The sequence below is a fragment of the Pseudomonas sp. AC247 genome (genome assembly GCF_979258015.1).
Genome location: NZ_OZ409829.1, coordinates 4,015,552 through 4,030,252 on the forward strand (window position 1 = coordinate 4,015,552; position 14,701 = coordinate 4,030,252).

The 14,701-nt window shown below is 59.5% G+C and carries 9 protein-coding genes; all 9 read right to left on the reverse strand.

The window, feature by feature from the left end; translation table 11 throughout:
• Positions 1–16: 16 nt before the first annotated feature.
• The 9 genes from ACZZ0B_RS18145 to ACZZ0B_RS18185 all read right to left on the reverse strand — a co-directional run bounded on the left by ACZZ0B_RS18145 (position 17) and on the right by ACZZ0B_RS18185 (position 14,616).
• Positions 17–754 carry a cephalosporin hydroxylase family protein gene (locus tag ACZZ0B_RS18145; protein WP_158831255.1) on the reverse strand — a complete coding sequence of 246 codons (738 nt, stop codon included), beginning with the start codon at positions 752–754 and terminating at the stop codon, positions 17–19.
• Between the two features lie 17 nt (positions 755–771).
• Positions 772–1,842, reverse strand: a complete 1,071-nt coding sequence (locus ACZZ0B_RS18150; protein ID WP_463545915.1) for a class I SAM-dependent methyltransferase — start codon at positions 1,840–1,842, stop codon at positions 772–774.
• Positions 1,839–2,690, reverse strand: coding sequence for an NAD-dependent epimerase/dehydratase family protein (locus ACZZ0B_RS18155; RefSeq protein WP_463545916.1), 852 nt, complete (start codon positions 2,688–2,690; stop codon positions 1,839–1,841). The genes ACZZ0B_RS18150 and ACZZ0B_RS18155 overlap by 4 nt, the downstream gene beginning before the upstream one ends.
• Positions 2,687–3,913, reverse strand: a complete 1,227-nt coding sequence (locus tag ACZZ0B_RS18160; RefSeq protein ID WP_463545917.1) for a methyltransferase domain-containing protein — start codon at positions 3,911–3,913, stop codon at positions 2,687–2,689. The genes ACZZ0B_RS18155 and ACZZ0B_RS18160 overlap by 4 nt, the downstream gene beginning before the upstream one ends.
• Positions 3,910–4,470 (reverse strand): dTDP-4-dehydrorhamnose 3,5-epimerase family protein, encoded by a 561-nt coding sequence (locus tag ACZZ0B_RS18165; RefSeq protein ID WP_463545918.1) that lies wholly within the window; start codon positions 4,468–4,470, stop codon positions 3,910–3,912. Before ACZZ0B_RS18165 ends, ACZZ0B_RS18160 begins: the two co-directional genes overlap by 4 nt.
• Positions 4,467–5,549 (reverse strand): CDP-glucose 4,6-dehydratase, encoded by a 1,083-nt coding sequence (rfbG, locus tag ACZZ0B_RS18170; RefSeq protein WP_463545919.1) that lies wholly within the window; start codon positions 5,547–5,549, stop codon positions 4,467–4,469. The genes ACZZ0B_RS18165 and rfbG overlap by 4 nt, the downstream gene beginning before the upstream one ends.
• Positions 5,531–6,304, reverse strand: a complete 774-nt coding sequence (rfbF, locus tag ACZZ0B_RS18175) for a glucose-1-phosphate cytidylyltransferase (RefSeq protein WP_158831267.1) — start codon at positions 6,302–6,304, stop codon at positions 5,531–5,533. Before rfbF ends, rfbG begins: the two co-directional genes overlap by 19 nt.
• 244 nt (positions 6,305–6,548) lie before the next feature.
• Positions 6,549–10,817 carry a beta strand repeat-containing protein gene (locus tag ACZZ0B_RS18180; protein ID WP_463545920.1) on the reverse strand — a complete coding sequence of 1,423 codons (4,269 nt, stop codon included), beginning with the start codon at positions 10,815–10,817 and terminating at the stop codon, positions 6,549–6,551.
• 226 nt (positions 10,818–11,043) lie between these two features.
• Positions 11,044–14,616, reverse strand: coding sequence for a glycosyltransferase (locus ACZZ0B_RS18185; RefSeq protein ID WP_463545921.1), 3,573 nt, complete (start codon positions 14,614–14,616; stop codon positions 11,044–11,046).
• Positions 14,617–14,701 lie beyond the last annotated feature (85 nt).

The following is a 14,701-nucleotide window of genomic DNA, read 5'->3' on the forward strand; positions in this document are numbered from 1 at the left end:
CTGAAACTGTTTTTGATTAACGAACGCGACGCAGATAACCGTCTGGCGCCACAGTGATCAGCAGCTTGTTCTGCAACTGCTGGTCAATCTCGAAATCCTGGTTCTCTTCCAGGTATTTCCACACCGCGGTTTTCGGGTTATCGCCCGGCCCCCATGGACGATCCGGGAAGAAGTCGGCCGGCATGTCTTCGACCACGGTGTCCATGACCACGCAGTAGCTGTCGACCGACACCAGCGGTGCGTATAGACGCAGCTCTTCGAGGACGTGATCGTGGGTGTGGTTGGAGTCGAGCACCAGGATGACTTTCTTGCCTTTGGCCGCCGCTTGCACTTGCGCCGCGATGCCGGCGTCGATGCTCGAGCCTTCGATCATTTTGATGCGCTTGGCCATCGGGTGGCTTTCGATCGCTTCGCGGTTGTGCGGGCGAATGTCGAGGTCGATGCCCAGCACTTCGCCGTGGCCTTGCAGCTCCAGCAACGAGGCGTAGTAGATGATCGAACCGCCGTGAGCGATACCGCACTCGATGACCAGGTCCGGCTTGACCTGCCAGATGATCTCCTGCATCGCCATCATGTCTTGTGGCAACTGGATGATCGGGCGGCCCATCCACGAGAAGTGGTAGCTGTACTTGTGCTTGGCCGATTCGTTGAAGAATTCACGGGCCAGGCCGGTGAGTTTCTGGTCGTCGCCCTGCTGGGCAATCTGTTCCCGGCACTCGGCTTCGAAGGCTTGGTTGATGCTGTTGTCGGTCATTTTAAAAATCTCAAGGGTCACTGGAACGAAGCGCTGTCGACGGCGTGATAGACATAACGTCCACCGGTCATCCGCTTGATCTCTTCGAGGTAATTGGAATTCATCACAAACAGGTGGGCGCCTTCGGGCAGCGCGTCCATCGCCTCTTGCGGCGAAGACACGCGGGCACCGCTGAGTGGCAGATAACGGCCCTGCTTGGCCGGGTTGATATCCACCACACGATCCACCGCCACACCCGCACGTTGCAGGAACAGCGAATAGATCACGCCTTTTGACGAGGCGCCCCAGATCGCCGAACCCTGCTCGGGGGCGGACTGGATGATCTGCACCGCGCGGTCGAGGCTGGCGGTGAAACCTTCGGGCAGCGTCAGGCGCGGCACCGGCTGTTCCGGGGTCAGGCGCAACGTCGACAGGTCGGCGACGATGTACAGGTATTGGCCACCGAACAGGTGACCGGCCTCGTGCACGGTGCCAAACATCCGGCGCAGGTCATCGAGGCGGAAATAATTGACGTGTTCGTAGAACAGGTCGAACCAGGCTTTGTGTTCGAGTATCCAGTCGAAGCACGGCACTTCGATGTAGATCTGCCCGCCTTGGTTGGCTTCGGCGATCACCGACAAAAAGCTCACGGGGTCTTCGATGTGTTCCAGCACGTGGCGCAATACGATGGCGTCTGCCGCAAGGCCCAGGCCACGGGTGAACGGCGCCTTGATCACGTCGGCGTTGCTGCCCTCGTAAGCAGGATCGATACCGGTGATCGAATAGCCAAGGCCCTTGAGCAACTCCAGGAAGTAGCCTTTGCCACAACCGACTTCGATCAGCTCCTGGCCTTTGAAGTGTTTGGCGATGATGCCTTCGACGTCGCTCAGGTGTTTCTGGAACTGGCCGGAATGCGCCTGTTCATTCTGGTAATCGGCGTCGTAGCTGAGCTCGTCGGCGTCGAACGCCGCATTGAAGATCAGACCGCTGCGCTCGTCCTGCACCAGCAGCATGTCGGCACTGGCCGAAGCACACGCGGATTCGGCATCGGCAAAGGTGCGGTTCTGCAGCACCGGCAGGTCGGTGACCCGATACAACTCGTGCCTCATTGCGGCTCTCCCAGTAACTGTTGCAGACGCTCGGTCACGGCCCAGAACGCCAGCGGTTCGTGGGTCGGATAAGGGTAGTGGCCGAGGTTCAGATTCAGCGTTGTGCCGCGTTCGCGCAGGCGTTTCTCGACCAATGCGCGGACCGACACCGGTTGGCCGCTGGCGCAATTGATCACGCCGTCAAAATCGTGTTTTTGCACAATCGCGGCGAGGTAACCGGCAGCCGTTTCAATGGCCAGAAAATCACGCAGTTGCTCACCGGCCGACATGTTGAACGACGTCTCTGCGGCATCGATCGCACGGTCCAGTGCCGCCAGCAGGCTGTTGGGGTTTTGCCCCTCGCCATGCAGGTAAAACAGGCGTGCCCACTGCAAAGTAAAAGGATGCTCCTGCTGCAGGTTTTGCAGAAACAGGTGCAACGTATGTTTGGCCAGACCGTAGGGGTTGCCTGGCCGCGGCTCAGTGCTTTCACTGAGCGCGCCGCTTTGCATGCCGTATTCGAAACAGGTGCCCGTCACCATCACTTGCTGCACGCCCGCCTCGACCGCGCCTTTTATAAAGCGGTAGTCGGCCATCAGGTTGTGTTCGAAATGGAACAGCGCCCGGTAGTTCGGCAAGCCCGGCCAGGCCAGATGCGCAAGGACGTCTATGCCCTCGGTCAGCGCGACCAGATCAAGCTCGGCGGCGTGAATATCCGCTGCCACGAACTCGACATCGTTGATCCAGGGCATGCTCTGCGCGGTTTCAACGTTACGCGCCACGGCGCGAACGCTGCAGCCACGCGCCAACAAGGCGGCAACCAGATGGCGGCCGACGAAGCCCGTAGCGCCAGTGACCAGAACCTTCACAGCACGCTCAACTCAGGCACGGCGATCACGAAACGCCCGTCCCATTGACGCACCTGCGCCAACTGCTGACTGACTTCGTGCAACAGGTTCCACGGCAACACCAGCACGTAATCCGGTTTTTCAAGGTCAATGCGCTCCGGCGCCACGATCGGAATGCGGCTGCCCGGCAAAAACTTGCCCTGCTTGTGCGGGTTCGCATCGGCCACCCAAGCGAGCAGGTCCGGTTTGACCCCGGCGTAGTTGAGCAAGGTGTTGCCCTTGGCCGCCGCGCCGTAACCGACCACACGTTTGCCATCCGCCTTGGCCTGCAACAGAAAGCGCAGCAGCTCATGCTTGATGCGTTCAGCGGCAGGCGCGAGGGTCGCGTAGTACTCGGCGGTTTTCACCCCGGCATCGAGTTCGGCCTGCAACTGTTGCTGCACCGCTGGCTGCACCGGCCGACGTTCGCCGTCCTTGCGCTGGACGAATACCCGCAGCGATCCGCCGTGCGTGGTCAACTGGCTGACGTCGAACACTTCCAGGCCATTGCGCTCGCACAAGGTCTGCACAGCGGTCAGCGACAGGTAGGAATAGTGTTCGTGATAGAGCGTGTCGAACTGTGCGCCAGCCATCAGCGTCAGCAGTTGCGGAAATTCGAAAGTGGCCACGCCGGTCGGCTTGAGCAGCGCGGCGAAACCGCCAAGGAAATCGTTGATGTCCGGCACATGCGCGAGCACGTTGTTGGCGGCCATCAGGTCTGCGCCCCAGCCTTCGCTGTTCAACTGCGCGGCGGTGCCTCGGCCGAAGAACAGCTCACGGATTTCCAGGCCTTTCGCGCGCGCCGCTTGCGCGGTGCTGCGCGTCGGCTCGACACCCAGGCAGGGAATGCCGCGAGCCGCGACGTATTGCAGCAGGTAACCATCGTTGGCGGCGACCTCGACCACACGACTGTCGGCGTTCAGGCCGAAGCGCTCGACCATCTCGGCGACATAACGCTCGGCGTGGGCCAGCCAAGTGCTGGAGAATGAACTGAAGTAGGCGTATTCAGCGTCAAACAGGCTGTCGGCGCTGGTGTAATCCTCGGTCTGTACCAACCAGCATTGCTGACACACGGCGACCTTCAGCGGCACCCATTGCTCGGCCTGTTCCAGGCGATCGGCATGCACGTAGGCGTTGGACGGTGGCGAGGTGCCGAGGTCAATCAGCGGCAGGCTCAGCGGTGCGGCGCACCCACGGCAGTTCATAGACGCACTCCAGCAAAGTGTTGATCGAGCGCGGGATGGCTGGAATCACGCACCGACAAATTATTGACAGGCAACGGCCAGGCGATTGCCAACCGTGGATCATTCACCGACAGACCGCCCTCGTGCTCCGGCGCGTAATCGGCGCTGTGCAGGTAAAGCAATTCGGCGTCTTCGGTCAGCGTCTGGAAACCGTGGGCGAACCCGGCCGGGATCAACAGGCTGCGACCGTCACCGGCCTTCAGGTGCTCAGCGTGCCAGTGCAAAAAGGTTGTGGAGTCTGGGCGCAGATCCACGGCCACGTCCCAGACTTCACCGCGCAGGCAGGTGATCAGTTTGGCTTCCGGCGCATGGGCGTTCTGGTAATGCAGTCCACGCACACTGCCCTTCTCGCGGGTGCAGGAATGGTTGATCTGACGAATATGAAATTCGCTGCCGAACGCACTCAGACTGCCCTCGCAGAACAACCGGGCGAAGTGCCCGCGCTGATCTTCGAAGCGTTTGTGCTGGACGCTGAACAACCCGGCCAGCGGCAACGCCTGCAAGGAGAATTCGCTCACAACGCGCCTCGGTACAGGTTCAGTTGGCCAAGGGTGACAGTGCGCATGTCATCGCCGTTCTGCCATGCCAGATGCCAGTCGAGGGTCTGGGTCAGGCACTGTTGCAAGGTCCAGCGCGGTTGCCAGCCGAGCACTTGGCGTGCGCGGCTGCTGTCCAGACGCAGCAGGCCGGCCTCGTGCAATTCACTCGGTTCGATACGCAGACCGCGCGCCTGTGGCCAGCGGTTGGCAAGCAATTCAACCACTTCGCCGACGCTGCACATATCTGCCTCGCCCGGGCCGAAGTTCCACGCGCCGGCGTAGTCCGGGCCTTGTTCGTAAAGGCCGGCGGCCAGTTGCAGATAACCGGCCAACGGCTCCAGGGCGTGTTGCCATGGGCGCACGGCTTGCGGGTAACGCAGGGTTACCGGTTCGTCCGCGGTCCAGGCTTTGAGCACGTCGGGAATCAGTCGCTCCGGGGCAAAATCACCGCCGCCCAAGACGTTACCGGCACGCGCCGTGGCCAGGGCCAGGCCGTGTTCGGCGTACTTGTCAGCCGGGAAGAAAGAGGCCGCGTAGGACTGCGCCAACAGTTCACAGCAGGCCTTGCTGCTGCTGTACGGATCGTGGCCACCGAGGGCTTCGTCTTCGCGGTACGGCCACAGCCATTCCTTGTTGGCGTAAACCTTGTCGGTGGTCACCAGCACACAGGCGCGCACGCAGCCGACCTGACGAATCGCTTCGAGCAGGTTCAGCGTGCCCATGACGTTGCTGGAATACGTGCCGAGCGGGTCACGATAACCTTCACGCACCAATGGCTGAGCAGCCAGATGCAGAACAATCTCCGGCTCGGTGTCGGCGATGATTTCGAGCAAGGCGCCGAGATCACGCAGATCGCCACGCTGATCATTGATGCCTTCGTGGACGCGCGCCAGTTCGAACAAGCTCGGTTCGGTCGACGGGTCAAGGGAGAAACCGCTGACTTGCGCACCGAGGCTTTGCAGCCACAGGGTCAGCCAACTGCCCTTGAAACCTGTGTGACCGGTGACCAGAACGCGTTTGCCGCGCCAGAAATCCGCACTCAGGCCCATTGCTTCCATGGGGCCTCCCCGCTCAGCCACAGCGCTTCGAGATGGTTCTTGTCGCGCAGGGTGTCCATTGGATGCCAGAAGCCTTCGTGTTCAAAGGCTTTCAATTGTTCGTCCTGAGCCAGACGGGCCAAGGGCTCGGCTTCCCAGGTGGTTTCGTCGCCGTTGATGTACGGGAGCACTTTCGGTGAGAGCACGAAGAAGCCGCCGTTGATCCAGCCGCCGTCGCCCCGGGGTTTTTCGGTGAAGCCAAGCACCTGATCGCCTTGACGCTCAAGCGCACCGTAGCGACCCGGCGGCTGCACGGCGGTGACGGTTGCCAGACGACCGTGAGCTTTGTGGTAATCCACAAGCTGAGCAATATTGATATCGGACACGCCATCGCCGTAGGTGAAGCAGAACGCCTCTTCATCCTGCAGGTAACGCGCGGCACGCAACAGACGGCCACCGGTCATGGTTTCCTCGCCGGTATCTATCAGCGTGACGCTCCACGGCTCGCTGTAGTTCTGGTGTACGTCCATGCGGTTTTCGCGCATGTTGAAGGTGACGTCGGAGGTGTGCAGGAAGTAGTTGGCGAAGAAGTCCTTGATCGCATAACCCTTGTAGCCAAGGCAGATCACGAAGTCGTGGATTCCATGAGCGGAATACTGCTTCATGATGTGCCAGAGAATTGGCTTGCCGCCGATCTCGATCATCGGTTTGGGCTTGAGGTGCGACTCTTCACTGATGCGCGTGCCGAGGCCACCCGCCAAAATAACTGCCTTCATCGTCTCCCCTCTTGTTCTTCACCGGGTCCGGCCAAGCGGTTGCAGGCCTTTTGGCTAAACCTTCGCCAATCCGGGCGTGGGTCAATGACCGCGAGCGCTCGTTTTATGGCGATTTGAGGGGGACTTGCAGGAAACGCGCCAGCTCGAAGAAACCTCCATCAGGACGGGACACTCCATGAAAAAAGGGATGAATCCGACAGTGGACCCACCCCTTTTCATCCAGCTATTTCAAGTGCCGAGACGATCAGCCAAACATGGCAAACGCATCGCTATTGGTTGGCAGGTTGATTACTTGCCCATTGGCCGTCTGGATTTGCTCGATGGTATCGAAGCCAGCAAACCAGTCCTTGAGCTGGACGCCTTCCTGAGGGGCCTCTCCGGGTTTGAAACTCGACCGATGCAGGTAAAGATCATTACCGACACGATCGACCAACAGCTCGGAGCTACTGATATACGACAGCACCAGTTTGTCCAAACGGCTGGCACCATCATCCTGAATTGTCACCAGCCCCGGAGTTTTGACCGTGTAGAGATCATTACCTTCGCCACCGTTGGCGAAACCACCGGATTGCAGAACCAGAGTGTCATCGCCCGCTCCGCCAAACAGAGAAAAGCCCATGCCCGTGCCGGTCAGCAAATCATTGCCCTCACCGCCATCGGCCAAGCCGTGATTCACAGTGATGACGTCACCACCTGCCTCACCATAAGCCCGACTACCTGCGTCGTTAACGGCGGTGACGATCGTGTCATTGCCATTGCCGCCGTACAACGTATCGGCCTGAGGCCCGTTTGCCTGACCATTGAGGGTAAATGGGCCGATCGGGGAAACCAGTCCTCCATACAGATAGTCGTTGCCGTCGCCACCGTAGATGACGTCGTCCCCCAAACCGCCTTCCAGGTAGTTGACGCCTGCGTCGCCAGTGAGGGTGTCATCGAAGTGACTGCCAACAACGCGCTCGATGTTGTGCAATACATCGCCCTGCGCATCGCCACCCTGATTGATGTTGGTCAGCAAATTGATGTTCACAGCTGATGTGCTGGTGATGTACATGGCAGTGTCCTGCCCATCGCGACCATCAATCACGTCCGCTCCCAAACCACCAATGAACACGTCAGCCAATCGCGAACCCGACAATATGTCGTCAAAGTTACTGCCCTGGAAGAATTCAATGTTCGCGAAGGTGTCGCCCGCGGCATCACCTGCGTTGGCGTTGGTGGTCAGGTCGATCGTCACTGCATTGGCCGATAGCTCATAACTGACTAGATCCTGGCCACCAAAACCGTCCACCCCCATGACACTGGTTCCGCCATAGAAAATGTCATTCAGGCCGGTGCCGCGTATGGTTTCGATATCGACATAGGTATCTCCGGCCGCGATACCGGTGTGCTCCCAGGTCATCAGATTGAAGGTAATTGCAGTCTTGCTGTCCTCATAACTGGCGACGTCTTTACCAGCGCCACCAAACAGTTGGTCAGCACCGTCACCACCGATCAGGGTGTCGTTGCCTGCGCCGCCAACCAGAATGTTGTCCTGGGCATTGCCGGTGCCGGTGAAATTGCCGGTGCCGGTGTACGTCAGTTTCTCAACGAAAGGATCAAGGGTGGCCGTCGTTGCGGAACTGCGCAGTTCATCGAAGCCACCATTGTCCTGCTCGATGATTTTCACACCCGTGGTCGCCACGTTATAGACGTCGTCACCCGCTCCGCCCTCGAACGTGATACCTAGACCACCGCCAATAGACGTGGTGAAGGTGTCATTGAAAGCGGTGCCGATGACTTTCTCGATGTTGGCCAGAGTATCGCCTTCAGCATCGCCACCAATACCCGGTTTACCCACACCGCTGCGGATGTCGACGTTGATACCAGCCGAGGACCCCGAATAGTCCACAGTGTCAAAACCACCGGCACCGTCAAAACCTATAGCCCGACCATCGGCGACAAAACGGTCGTCGTAGTTCGACCCGCCGATAACTTCGATATCGGTGTAGGTATCGCCAGTCGCGATGCCCGTGTTGACACCAGTTTTCAGATCAACCGTCACGCCGACCTTGCTGTCGATATAACTGGCAACGTCCAGACCTGCACCACCGATCAACTGGTCAGCACCGTCACCACCGATCAGGGTGTCGTTGCCTGCGCCGCCAACCAGAATGTTGTCCTGGGCATTGCCGGTGCCGGTGAAATTGCCGGTGCCGGTGTACGTCAGTTTCTCAACGAAAGGATCAAGGGTGGCCGTCGTTGCGGAACTGCGCAGTTCATCGAAGCCACCATTGTCCTGCTCGATGATTTTCACACCCGTGGTCGCCACGTTATAGACGTCGTCACCCGCTCTGCCCTCGAACGTGATACCCAGACCACCGCCAATAGACGTGGTGAAGGTGTCATTGAAAGCGGTGCCGATGACTTTCTCGATGTTGGCCAGAGTATCGCCTTCAGCATCGCCACCAATACCCGGTTTACCCACACCGCTGCGGATGTCGACGTTGATACCATCCGAGGACCCCGAATAGTCCACAGTGTCAAAACCACCGGCACCGTCAAAACCTATAGCCCGACCATCGGCGACAAAACGGTCGTCGTAGTTCGACCCGCCGATAACTTCGATATCGGTGTAGGTATCGCCAGTCGCGATGCCCGTGTTGACACCAGTTTTCAGATCAACCGTCACGCCGACCTTGCTGTCGATATAACTGGCAACGTCCAGACCTGCACCACCGATCAACTGGTCAGCACCGTCACCACCGATCAGGGTGTCGTTGCCTGCGCCGCCGACCATGATGTTGTTCTGGGCATTGCCGGTGCCGGTGAAATTGCCGGTGCCGGTGTACGTCAGTTTCTCAACGAAAGGATCAAGGGTGGCCGTCGTTGCGGAACTGCGCAGTTCATCGAAGCCACCATTGTCCTGCTCGATGATTTTCACACCCGTGGTCGCCACGTTATAGACGTCGTCACCCGCTCTGCCCTCGAACGTGATACCCAGACCACCGCCAATAGACGTGGTGAAGGTGTCATTGAAAGCGGTGCCGATGACTTTCTCGATGTTGGCCAGAGTATCGCCTTCAGCATCGCCACCAATACCCGGTTTACCCACACCGCTGCGGATGTCGACGTTGATACCAGCCGAGGACCCCGAATAGTCCACAGTGTCAAAACCACCGGCACCGTCAAAACCTATAGCCCGACCATCGGCGACAAAACGGTCGTCGTAGTTCGACCCGCCGATAACTTCGATATCGGTGTAGGTATCGCCAGTCGCGATGCCCGTGTTGACACCAGTTTTCAGATCAACCGTCACGCCGACCTTGCTGTCGATATAACTGGCAACGTCCAGACCTGCACCACCGATCAACTGGTCAGCACCGTCACCACCGATCAGGGTGTCGTTGCCTGCGCCGCCAACCAGAATGTTGTCCTGGGCATTGCCGGTGCCGGTGAAATTGCCGGTGCCGGTGTACGTCAGTTTCTCAACGAAAGGATCAAGGGTGGCCGTCGTTGCGGAACTGCGCAGTTCATCGAAGCCACCATTGTCCTGCTCGATGATTTTCACACCCGTGGTCGCCACGTTATAGACGTCGTCACCCGCTCTGCCCTCGAACGTGATACCCAGACCACCGCCAATAGACGTGGTGAAGGTGTCATTGAAAGCGGTGCCGATGACTTTCTCGATGTTGGCCAGAGTATCGCCTTCAGCATCGCCACCAATACCCGGTTTACCCACACCGCTGCGGATGTCGACGTTGATACCAGCCGAGGACCCCGAATAGTCCACAGTGTCAAAACCACCGGCACCGTCAAAACCTATAGCCCGACCATCGGCGACAAAACGGTCGTCGTAGTTCGACCCGCCGATAACTTCGATATCGGTGTAGGTATCGCCAGTCGCGATGCCCGTGTTGACACCAGTTTTCAGATCAACCGTCACGCCGACCTTGCTGTCGATATAACTGGCAACGTCCAGACCTGCACCACCGATCAACTGGTCAGCACCGTCACCACCGATCAGGGTGTCGTTGCCTGCGCCGCCGACCATGATGTTGTTCTGGGCATTGCCGGTGCCGGTGAAATTGCCGGTGCCGGTGTACGTCAGTTTCTCAACGAAAGGATCAAGGGTGGCCGTCGTTGCGGAACTGCGCAGTTCATCGAAGCCACCATTGTCCTGCTCGATGATTTTCACACCCGTGGTCGCCACGTTATAGACGTCGTCACCCGCTCCGCCCTCGAACGTGATACCCAGACCACCGCCAATAGACGTGGTGAAGGTGTCATTGAAAGCGGTGCCGATGACTTTCTCGATGTTGGCCAGAGTATCGCCTTCAGCATCGCCACCAATACCCGGTTTACCCACACCGCTGCGGATGTCGACGTTGATACCAGCCGAGGACCCCGAATAGTCCACAGTATCAAACCCGACGCCCCCATCAATCTTGTCCGCCCCGGCACTGCCCTTGATCACATCATTGCCACCCAAGGCATTGATCTCATCATCACCGTTGGTACCTGTCAGCGTATCCACGCCATTTGTCCCGTTTATCACTGCCATTACGACATCTTCCTTGCCATATTGTTGAACCAGATACCTGTCGACCCGGTGTTGACGGACCATTTCAATAAACGAATCTTTGGCGATATATCGGCACTAAGCCGATTGCACTTGAGGTGTGCGGCAAGATTTGTATCGCCACCATTACAAACAAAACAGGCGACCCTGAGGCCGCCTGCTTTTAAACATCCACTCGCAATCAGTTGGGCAACCAACCTTCGGCCCAATAGTTGAGGTTGCTGCCCTTCAACAGGTAATCGCGCAGCACCTCCTCGCGCAATGCATCGCCCATGCGGTAGCTCGCGTCAGGGTCGGACAGGTGCGTGCGGATTGCTTCAAGCCATTCCTCGGTACTGTTGCTCACGACCTTGGTGCACGGCAAATAGCCGCGATAGGCTTCAGTCTCGGTACATATCACCGGGTAGCCACAGGCACCGTATTCCAGCAGACGCAGATTGCTCTTGCAGTCGTTGAAGATGTGAAATTCCAGCGGCGCCAGTGCCAGGTCAAGGTTCAGGCTGGCGAGTTTGGCCGGGTAGGCGTCGAGGCCGACGCTTGGATGGAATTCGTGGATAAACGGCCGCAGCGCCGGTGGGCACATGCCGAAGAATACCCACTCGACGTCGTTGGCCAGCAGACGAACGACGTCGGCAATGATTGCCAGGTCGCCGTCATGGCTGGTGCCGCCGCCCCAGCCAACGCGCGGTTTACGCGAGGTGCGTCGACGGCTGGTCAGCCCGGCCCACAGGTGTGGCGCGAGCATGTTGGGGACGACGCGGATATCGTGGTGCATGTCACGCAACGCATCAGCCAGTGGCTGGGTCGACACCACCACACGGTCACACAGGCTGATACCACGACGCACGATTTGGTCGACGCCGACTTCCGCCTTGCGAATGTGCGCGTTCTTTTTCGGCACATCGATCACGTAGTCATCCAGCTCGAAAATCCTGAACGCGCGCGAAGATTCTTTGACTCGCGCCACTTCGTCGACAGCGTTCTGGCTGTAGCGACCCTGCAGCACAATCACGTCTGGCGAGCCGCGCTCAAGCTCGATATTCGTCGGCGTGTGATAGCTCAAATGGCCGACGATGCGCCCGGCCGCTTCCAGTTCGAGAAATGGCTGCGTAACCCGATAATGGCCGACGGCCGAGGTGTTGATCGGGATCGCCAGGACCTTGGGCAGCAACTGGCGGGAGAAAGGATCCCAGCCATTCCTGAAGCCCGGCTCCAGACTGAAATTACTGCTGCCCAGACTCAGGTTGGGGTTGTAGGCCGGGTCTCTGGCAACCAGCGGCAACCAGCGTTGATAAAAATCTTTCTGCTCGTTCTGCAGAATGTGTGGGGCCGGTTCCGCGTAGGAAGCCACCGGCACGCGCATCAGCTCGGCGTAAGGCGTCCACACCACGAGATAACCGTTTTGCTTCACGCGCAGGCAAAAGTCGGCACCATTGAGCGCTTGCGACAGGTCTTTTTCGTCGAGCCCGAGCACCTCATCGAAGACCGTCTTGCGCACCAACAAGCAGTCGATGCCCACAGCGCTGAAGTTCTGCACCGTCTGCTGGCGCTGCATGTAGCCCGACGTGTTGAGCAGTTCGCCACGGTTCGGCACGCCCGCTGCACCGCGCAGCCCGAGCACCAGCGCGGAGCCTTCGATACGCCCTTGCGGACTGACCAGACGGCCCCCGACGATGCCGACCTCCGGCCGCTGGGCATGGTTGAGCAGTTCGTCGAGCCACTCAGGATTGATCACGTTATTGCACGGACTGAAAAACAGCAGGTAGTCACCACGCGCCTGGCGGGCGGCGAAGTTGTGCACCGCGGCCAGATTGTCACCGCGATCACAGCGCAGCACGCGCAGTTTGTCGCTGCCCATTTGCTCAACCGCCGCGAGCCAGTTGCAGGCATCCGGTGCGGTGCTGCCGTTGTCGACGATGAGCACTTCAAAACGCTGGCAGGCGGTTTTTTCCAGCAGGCTGTCGATGCAACGCTCCAGCGCCGCCAGCTCGTTACGGGTGGCGATGATGATCGAGACCAGAGCTGATTGATCGTGCAGGTAATCGACACGACTGATCATCGGCTGGCTGCCGGCACGGATCTGATTGGGCACGCCAAGCCGCGCCAGATGCGCCGCCAACACCTGCGGTGCCTGATCGATGACCTGCGGTTGTGTCAGCCACTGGGACAGGCGCTGGGGGGATTGCACGAGAATTTCGGCAATGTGCCCGATCGCGTGCGGGCCATTGTTTTCGACCAGGCGCCAAAGCAGGTCATGCACACCCAGCTCACCAAAACCCGCCGCCATCCCGCCCAGTTCCAGCAGGCGCTGGCGCTGTAGCGCCAGCACACGGCCGACATAGGGAAAGCTGCGCATCAGGTCGAGGTTGAAATCCGGTTTGAACACTGGTTCGATCGAGACCTCGTCACGCAGCCCGCCTTCGTCGCTGTACAGGCAGCGCAGATCCGGCATCTCGACCATGCGCTCGGCGAGCAGCAGCAACGCCAGCTCATGCACGCGGTCACCGGCGCGAACCAGGTAGATCCAGTCGGCGTTGTCCAGTTCTGCCAGCAAGTGGTTGAACTGAGCCACCGCGTCCACCGCCAGTGGCACATGACGCACACCGTCGGCCGGTGCGTGCTGCACTGTGGAAAGCACCACCACTTGTTCCGGGCTGAAGGCTTGCAGGCGCAGACTGTTCAGGGTGCCTTCCAGCGCCGGCAAATCCCCCTCGCTGTCGATCACGATCGGCACAATGCGCGGGCGCCAGCTCCAACTCTGCACGCGCGCCTCGAGTAGACGCTGCTGAGACGGGTTCAGATGGCGGCAGGACAACCATTGCCGGTACATGTCAGTGAAACTGTCGCAATCCGGACCCACCCGCGAATTCACCAGGGTTTGAATGAACCCCAACTGTCGACCGAGAGCCGCTTCTTCCCAGGGATAGGCCTGCCCTTCTATGGCCTCGGCCAGCGGCACATGCCGCACCCAGCCTGGCGCCGGGGCCGGTTCGCCGCTGCGCAAGGCGAGCATCTGCTTGAGCCAGTCCAACTCGGTCACCACCGCCGCCTTGACCGCCAGCTGCTGGCTCAGACGCCCCGGATGCAAACGCTCGAGGCTGAGGATTTGCCCGACCACGACCAGGTTGCCGCGGCGCAGCAGGCAGGCGAACAAGGCAAAATCGAGGTTGGCGACAAAGCCTTCACCCACCTGCGTGAGGGCCGGCAAGTATTCCAGTGCATGACGGGTTCGCAGCAACGCACCGCTGAGGCCGCTGAGAAAGTTGAAGACGCTGGTTTCCAGAATCCCCAGCAGATCCTCCCCCTTGAACAAGGTGACGCCTTTGGAGAAGCAGCTGTTTTCCACGCGGTCGGAGAGCAGGATGCAGTCTTCGTCGTAGAACTGCCGTTGGCCGATGACCAGGTTGACGTCGTCGTGATCGATGAATCCGGCGATCTGTTGCGCGATGCACTCAGGCAGCAACTGATCGTCATCGCACAACAACTTCAGATAGTCGCCGCTGGCTTGCTGCGCACACGCCGTGAGGTTGCCTTGAAAACCCAGACGCTGCGGATTGCGCACGTAACACAGGCGAACCGCATCAGGCACTTCGCACGCATCGACGATCTCGCGGATCTCGTCACCGCCACTGTCATCGCAGACGACCACTTCAAGATTGCCGTAGGTCTGACCTAGAGCGCTCTCCAGTGCCACGAGGAAGAACTGCGGGTTGAAGGCGGGAATGGCGATGGTGACAAGAGGTGCTGGTTTCACGGCGGGGGAACTCGCGAGCGGCGGGAGCTTGCCTTGACGAGGCAAAACTCCCTGAACCGCTGAAGAAAGACGGTTTTCACTCGGC